The 6,578-nt window shown below is 62.6% G+C and carries 6 protein-coding genes and 1 rRNA gene; 5 read left to right on the top strand and 2 right to left on the bottom strand.

Features of this window, described 5'->3' with window-relative positions:
* The first annotated feature begins 145 nt into the window (after nt 1-145).
* Nucleotides 146-1,510, top strand: a complete 1,365-nt coding sequence (locus tag GTP55_RS28900) for a DUF2868 domain-containing protein (protein ID WP_161048215.1) — start codon at nt 146-148, stop codon at nt 1,508-1,510.
* Nucleotides 1,507-2,946, top strand: coding sequence for a GTPase domain-containing protein (locus tag GTP55_RS28895; protein ID WP_161048214.1), 1,440 nt, complete (start codon nt 1,507-1,509; stop codon nt 2,944-2,946). Before GTP55_RS28900 ends, GTP55_RS28895 begins: the two co-directional genes overlap by 4 nt.
* Here the strand turns inward: GTP55_RS28895 and GTP55_RS28890 are convergent.
* Nucleotides 2,943-3,839 carry an AraC family transcriptional regulator gene (locus tag GTP55_RS28890; protein ID WP_161048216.1) on the bottom strand — a complete coding sequence of 299 codons (897 nt, stop codon included), beginning with the start codon at nt 3,837-3,839 and terminating at the stop codon, nt 2,943-2,945. The two genes, GTP55_RS28895 and GTP55_RS28890, sit on opposite strands and share 4 nt — an antisense overlap.
* A 185-nt stretch (nt 3,840-4,024) precedes the next feature.
* On the opposite strand from GTP55_RS28890, the gene GTP55_RS28885 reads away from it, so the two are divergent.
* The gene (locus GTP55_RS28885; protein WP_110850170.1) at nt 4,025-4,300 is read left to right on the top strand and encodes an SDR family NAD(P)-dependent oxidoreductase; all 276 of its coding nucleotides are present in this window, start codon (nt 4,025-4,027) and stop codon (nt 4,298-4,300) included.
* Here the strand turns inward: GTP55_RS28885 and GTP55_RS28880 are convergent.
* Nucleotides 4,287-4,895 carry a TetR/AcrR family transcriptional regulator gene (locus tag GTP55_RS28880; RefSeq protein ID WP_161048213.1) on the bottom strand — a complete coding sequence of 203 codons (609 nt, stop codon included), beginning with the start codon at nt 4,893-4,895 and terminating at the stop codon, nt 4,287-4,289. The two genes, GTP55_RS28885 and GTP55_RS28880, sit on opposite strands and share 14 nt — an antisense overlap.
* 80 nt (nt 4,896-4,975) lie before the next feature.
* Here GTP55_RS28880 and GTP55_RS28875 point away from each other — a divergent pair, with 80 nt between their 5' ends.
* Both GTP55_RS28875 and GTP55_RS28870 read left to right on the top strand, forming a co-directional pair.
* Entirely contained in the window at nt 4,976-6,178 is a 1,203-nt protein-coding gene (locus tag GTP55_RS28875; protein WP_161048212.1) for a YbfB/YjiJ family MFS transporter, read from the top strand.
* A gap of 298 nt (nt 6,179-6,476) precedes the next feature.
* Nucleotides 6,477-6,578: ribosomal RNA gene (locus GTP55_RS28870) — 16S ribosomal RNA — on the top strand; the annotation flags it as partial.

The following is a 6,578-nucleotide window of genomic DNA, read 5'->3' as shown; positions in this document are numbered from 1 at the left end:
TCCCATCCCGAACAGGACCGTGAAACGACTCTACGCCGATGATAGTGCTGCAACCAGTGTGAAAGTAGGTTATCGTCAAGCTAGTTATTAGAAGAAGCCCCGTCCGGTAATCCGGTCGGGGCTTTTTCGCGTTTATACTCTTTGCATGAATGAACACACTGCAGGAGACGTCGTGCTGGTCCGTGCCATCGAGACCACCGATCAAAACAAGGAAATCCTCAGCGACGACGATCGCCTGTATGCCAGCCGCAGCGCGCGCGAGCTTGCGCAGTGGCGCGCGGCGGACCGCAAGTCCGAGGCCACTGGCGACGATTTCCTTCAACAACGTTCCGAACAAATCCTCAAGCGCCTGGCCGACCGCCATCCCGCATTCGCCGGTTTCCTGCAACAGCGGGCGCCGTTGCGCGCGCTGGCGTGGGCCTTGCCGGTCATCGGCCTGCTGCTCGGCGCAGGTCTCGACCGCATCACCGATCCGCATCGCGTCGATTTGTTGTCGGCGCCGCTGCTGTTGATCATTGCGTGGAATCTGCTGGTCTATCTGGGCTTGCTGATCTGGCTGTTCGTTCCGTCCAAGCCGCGCGTGCCACATCGCTTCAAGCCGCCGCGCAAATTGCCGGCGGCGCTGTCTACCGCAGTGATGAATTTTGCCACCGAATGGTCGCAGCTGAGTGCCAAACTAACTTCCGCTCGCCTGAGTCGCACCATTCATCTGAGCGCGGCCATGTTTGCCATTGGCGCGCTGCTTTCGTTGTATGCGCGCGGCCTGCTGTCGCAATATGCCGCCGGTTGGGAAAGCACTTTCCTTGATGCGACCCAGGTCCACAGTTTGCTGAGCATCCTGTTTGCGCCGGCCGTCTCGCTATTCCAGCTGCAAGGTTTTACGCTGGCGGAGATCGAAGCGCTGCGCTTTCCCAATACCACGGCGGCAGGCGGCGGCGCGCGCTGGGTTAATCTGTACGCCGCCACCATCGTGCTGCTGGTTGTGTTGCCACGCTTGCTGCTGGCGGCGTTTGCGCAATGGCGCGCGGCACGGCTGGCGCGTCGCTTCCCGCTCGATCTGGAACAGCCGTATTTCCGCAAGCTGCATGATGCGATGGGCATGGCGCAGGGCGGCACGCTGCGGGTGCTGCCCTACAGCTTTACCGTCGACGAGCAACGCCACCGTAGCTTGCAGAAGATCGCCAGCGAGATGTTCGGCGAGCAGGCTCGCCTGATGCTGCGGCCATCGACCGCCTACGGCGAAGCGCCCCAAGTAAGGGACGATACCGAGGCCGCAGCGACGGCGGCGCTGTTCAATCTGAGCGCCACGCCGGAGCAGGAAAACCATGGCGCTTTTCTGGATGCGCTGGCCAAGGCCGTGCCGCGCGGCGTTACCGTGCTGTTGGACGAATCCTCTTATCTGGAGCGCATGGGGTCGGAGCGTCTGGCCGAGCGCGTCGCCTTGTGGCAGGAGTTCTGCCGCTTCCATGGCACCCCTGCCACGATCGTGAATCTGCAGGCGCCGGCATGAGCAGCACCATCCAACTGGCACTGATCTCGCATACCAACAACGGCAAGACCACCCTGGCGCGCACGCTGATGGGCGTCGATGTCGGCGAAGTGCGCGACGCCGCTCACGTTACCGTCCATTCCGAGCCGCATACGTTGCTGGCCACGCCGGAAGGCGATGTGTTGCAGGTGTGGGATACGCCCGGCTTCGGCGATTCTGTGCGGTTGCAAAAGCGTCTGGCGCAAGCCGGCAATCCGATCGGCTGGTTCCTGCGCGAAGTGCTGGACCGTTATCGCGACCGGCCATTCTGGCTGAGCCAGCAAGCCTTGCGCGCTGCGCGCGATTCCGCCGACATCGTGCTGTATCTGGTGAACTCGTCCGAAGATCCGCAGGACGCCGGCTACGTACCGGCCGAGATGAAGATTCTAGATTGGCTGGGCAAGCCGGTAGTGGTGCTGTTGAACCAGACCGGCCGTCCGCGTCCGCTGGCGGAAGAGCAACTGGAGCAAGCGCGCTGGCGGGATCATCTGCGTCAATATCCGGCCGTGCGGGATGTGCTGCCGCTCGACGCCTTCGCCCGCAGCTGGGTGCATGAACGGGTGTTTTATGACGCGCTGGCCAAGTTGTTGCCGTCCGCAATGCAACCTGCCTACGCGCGCCTGTTCGGCGTCTGGGAAGCGCGCAACGCGGAACGTTACGAGCAATCGATGCAGCTGCTGGCCACACAATTGCTGGCCGCCGCGCATGACAGCGAGGCCATGCCGGAAGCGGGCGCGAGCATGCTCAAATCGGCGTTGAAGGTGGTCGGCATCGGCCGCAATGCCGAGCAGCAGCGGCAGGACCAGGCCATGGGCCAGCTGGTCGCGCGCCTGAACCAGCGCACCGCCGCGATGACGCGCGAGCTGCTGGTGCTGCACCAGCTGGATCCGGTCAACGCGGCGCAAATCAGTGATCAGGTGCGCGAACATTTCGCGGTGCGCGCACCGATCGACAAGGCGCAAGCCGGCCTGCTGGGCGCAATGATTTCCGGTGCAGCCACCGGCTTGTCAGCCGATCTGCTGGCCGGTGGTCTCACTCTGGGCGGGGGCGCCTTGCTCGGTGGCCTGGCCGGCGCGCTGACGTTTGCCGGCGCCGCCTGGGGCTTCAATTCCAGTACCGACCGTCATCAGGCGACGATGCAGTTCACCGACGCCTTCATGCAGACGCTGGTGGTGGCCGGCATTCTGCGCTATCTGGCGGTGGCACATTTCGGCCGCGGGCGCGGCAGCTTTGTCGATGGCGCCGCGCCGGCCTTCTGGCAAAGTGCGGTGGAGCAGGTGGTGACGCAGCATCAGGCCGAGCTGACCGCCGTGTGGAAGCAGGCGCGCCATGCGCCGGCAGCGCTGCAACCGTTGATGAAACAGATGGTGTCGGCCACGCTGGCGCAGCTCTATCCCGGCCTGGTGCCGCGCGCCTAGATCAATCGCGCCGCTTCGGCCGGCTGTACGCTGAGCAGGCGCCGCACGGCGTGTGCTTCCTCGCTCGGGCTGCGGCCGAAGTAGCGCTTGAATTCGCGGCTGAATTGCGACGGACTTTCATAGCCGACCTGGGCCGACGCCGCCTGCGCCGTCATGTCGTTGCGCGCCATCAGCAGCCGCGCCTGTAGCAGGCGCGCCGATTTCAGATACTGGATCGGCGAACAATGCGTGACCGACTTGAAGTGGACGTGGAAGGCGGGCACGCTCATGCTGGCTTCCGCCGCCAGCATGCCGACGTCGATGTCGGCCGCATAGTCGGCGTGGATGCGGCGCAAGGCCTTGGCGATGCGGCCGAACTGCCCCTGGCTGGTGAGCGCCGCGCGCATCGCCGCACCTTGCTCGCCCATCAGCGCGCGGAAGCAGATTTCACGCACGATGCCCGGCCCCAGCACACGCGCTTCCAGCGGCGAGTTCAGCGCTTCGAGCAGGCGCTGCACGGTGTCGCGCAGGCGCTCGTCCATGCGCGTCACCATCATCCCTTTCGGCATGGCCGGCACTTCGGTATCGCTCTGGTCGATGGCAAACATCAGGTCGGCCAGCGTGGTGCGGTCGACGCGGATCGAGATGCCGAGAAACGGTTGCTCGGGCGACGCCTCGGTGGTGGCGGTGAACGGCATCGGCACCGCCACCACCAGGTAGTGGTCGGCATCGAACTGCATCGTCTCGTTGCCGAAGTAGGTGCGCTTGCGGCCCTGCAGGGCGATGGCGATGCATGGCTCGTACATCACCGGCGACTTGGTGGTGCTTTGCGTGGAGCGGGTCAGGCGTACGTCGTCCACCAGCGTTTCGGTATAGCCATCGGTGCGCGCCATCTGGGTGTGCAGGGCGATCATGCGGTCCACGCTTAACTCCTCGTATGCGGTCTGGAATAGGAATGATCCATGATTCCGGCCCGCGCCGCCACCGTTGCTGGTGCGATCTATAGGATTAGGCAAGAACTGCATAGCCATGTGCATTCGCAGCATGGCCGTTCCTCCGTAAGATGCAGCCTGTGTTAATGGCCTGGGGAGGATGCATCATGACGGAAACTCATCGCAAAGTTATTTTGATTGCCGGCGCCAGCCGGGGATGCGGTCCGGCCACCGCCCGTCAGCTGGCAGGCGAGGGCCACCATGTGGTGCTGGGCGCCCGCCGTTCCAGCAAGCTGCATGCGCTGGTGGCAGAAATCCGCAAGGCCGGCGGCTCGGCCGAATGGTTCGCGCTGGACGTCAATCAGCCGGAGGAAATGCGTGAATTCCTGGCGTTTGCGCACGACGTCCACAAGCGCGTGGACGTGGTCATCAACAACGTTTGAACAGGATCTGTATCAGGCTGTCTGCCGTGGCCTGCAGTTGTTGCGGGCCATGGTAGATACGCTCCATCACAACATTGCCGCGCGTGAAAGTCACCAGCAGGCGCGCCGCATCTTGCGGCGATAAGGTCAAGCGCTCACGGGCGTCCGGTTGCGACAGCCGCGCTTCCAACACTTCTCCCAATCCTTCCAGCATGCCGCGCAGGGCGTTGCGTACCGGCTCGTCCATGGCGGTTTCGTCGGTGGCGATCTTGGTCGTCAGGCAGCCGCGCGTGCGCGACGACGGCGTGTCGTCCAGTTGCGGCACCGGCTCGGACATCGAATTGATCACATACGCAAAGTAGGCGCGCAGCGCGGCTTCCGGATCGGCCAGCTGCATGCGCTCACGCACCATGTCCAGATAGTGGCGCTGGTAGCGCGCGAATGCCAGCAGGAAGATGCTCTGCTTGTCGCCATAGGCGTGGTAGAGGGAACCGCGCTGCACGCCGGTGACTTTCGCCAGGTCCTGCATCGAGGTCGCGCCATAGCCCTGGCGCCAGAACACGTGCATTGCCCGTTCCAGCGCTTCATCTTCGTTGAATTGTTTTATGCCTGCCATGGGGCCATTATCAAGATGTTTGACAGCCGTGTCAAGTTTGACTATGCTGTCAAACATGATTGCACTTTAAAGGATTGTTCATGGACACCGTAGAAGACCGGGGCGCCACCGCGCGCGCCATTTTTGCCGGCCTGTGCGCCAGCCTGGTGGGCATCGGCCTGGCGCGCTTCGCCTATACGCCGCTGATTCCGCCCATGATCGAGGCGCACTGGTTTGCCGCCAAGGATGTGATTTATCTTGGCGCCGCCAATCTGGTCGGCTATCTGATCGGCGCTCTGATGGGCCGGCCACTGGCGCGCCGCTATGGTGCGCGTCGTACGTTGCGCGCCATGATGCTGCTGGCGTCGGCAGCGTTTTTCGCCTGCGCGTTTCCGCTGTCGGTGACCTGGTTCTTCGGCTGGCGGCTGATGTCGGGCATCGCCGGCGGCATCATCATGGTGCTGGCGGCGATGACGGTGCTGCCGCATGTGCCTGCGCATCGCAAGGGGATGGCCAGCGGCGCCATCTTCCTCGGTATCGGCCTGGGTATTGCGGCGTCCGGCACGTTGGTGCCGCTGCTGCTGGATCTGGGTATGCGGGCGACGTGGCTGGGGTTGGGCGGGTTGTCGCTGCTGTTGAGCGTCGCCAGTTGGGCATGCTGGCCGCACGCGGCGCATGCGCATGTGCCGGTCGGAGAGCCGAGTGCTGCGGCGCAGGCGGCAGTGCGTTTCGATCTGAATCTGCTGTATCTGCAATATGCGTTGATGGCGGTAGGGCTGGTGCCGATGATGGTATTCCTGGTGGACTACGTGGCGCGCGGCCTTGGCTGGGGGACGCACACGGCGGCGCTGTTCTGGATTGTGTATGGCGTCGGCGCGATTGCCGGGCCGATGGTGTATGGAGCGCTGTCCGATCGTATCGGGGCGGCGCCGACCAGTCACCTGACGATCTGGCTGCAAGTCGGCGCGATTGCGCTGATGATGTTCTCGACCAATCACATGGTGCTGCTGGCGGCCACGCTGGTGATCGGCTCCTTCCCGCCGGGGATTGTGCCGATTACGCTGAGCCGGGTGCAGCGCATCCTGGAGGGCGATGCGCATGCGCAGAACGTGGTGTGGAGCAAGGCCACCACGGTGTTTGCCTTGTTCCAGGCGCTGGCTGGCTACACCTATTCCTATGTGTTTGCGCACAGCGGCGGTAACCACCGCCTGTTGATGGGCATCGGCGCCGGAGCGCTGGTGATCGCACTGCTGGCGGATGGCGTGAAAAAAGCCCTTGCCAAACCCAGGGCCGCCTTGTTATGATTCTGTCCCTCACGAAACACTACATGCAAATGCAGCGTTGAGTGAGAAAAGAAGAGAAAAAGTAGAGCTTGACGAAATATTCGAAACGCTTCATAATCTTGCCTCTTCGCTGATGAACAAAACGCTTTGTCAGCTAGCAAAACAGAATGATCTTTAAAAATTTACAGTCGATAAGTGTGGGCATTTGGTGCTGCAACAAAAAGCATTAAATGCTCAACAAAGAAATATTCAGTAGAAATACTGTCAGTATTTTTGAGAAGAGCGAACCAGTGGCCAGCAGTGGTCACAAACAGAGATTAAACTAAAGAGTTTGATCCTGGCTCAGATTGAACGCTGGCGGCATGCCTTACACATGCAAGTCGAACGGCAGCGCGGGGCAACCTGGCGGCGAGTGGCGAAC

The sequence above is a fragment of the Duganella margarita genome, from assembly GCF_009857535.1.
In the GTDB taxonomy this organism is placed as follows: Bacteria; Pseudomonadota; Gammaproteobacteria; order Burkholderiales; family Burkholderiaceae_D; genus Rugamonas; species Rugamonas margarita.
Note: the sequence above shows the minus strand (reverse complement) of the source record. Positions and strands in the feature narration are given on the sequence as shown.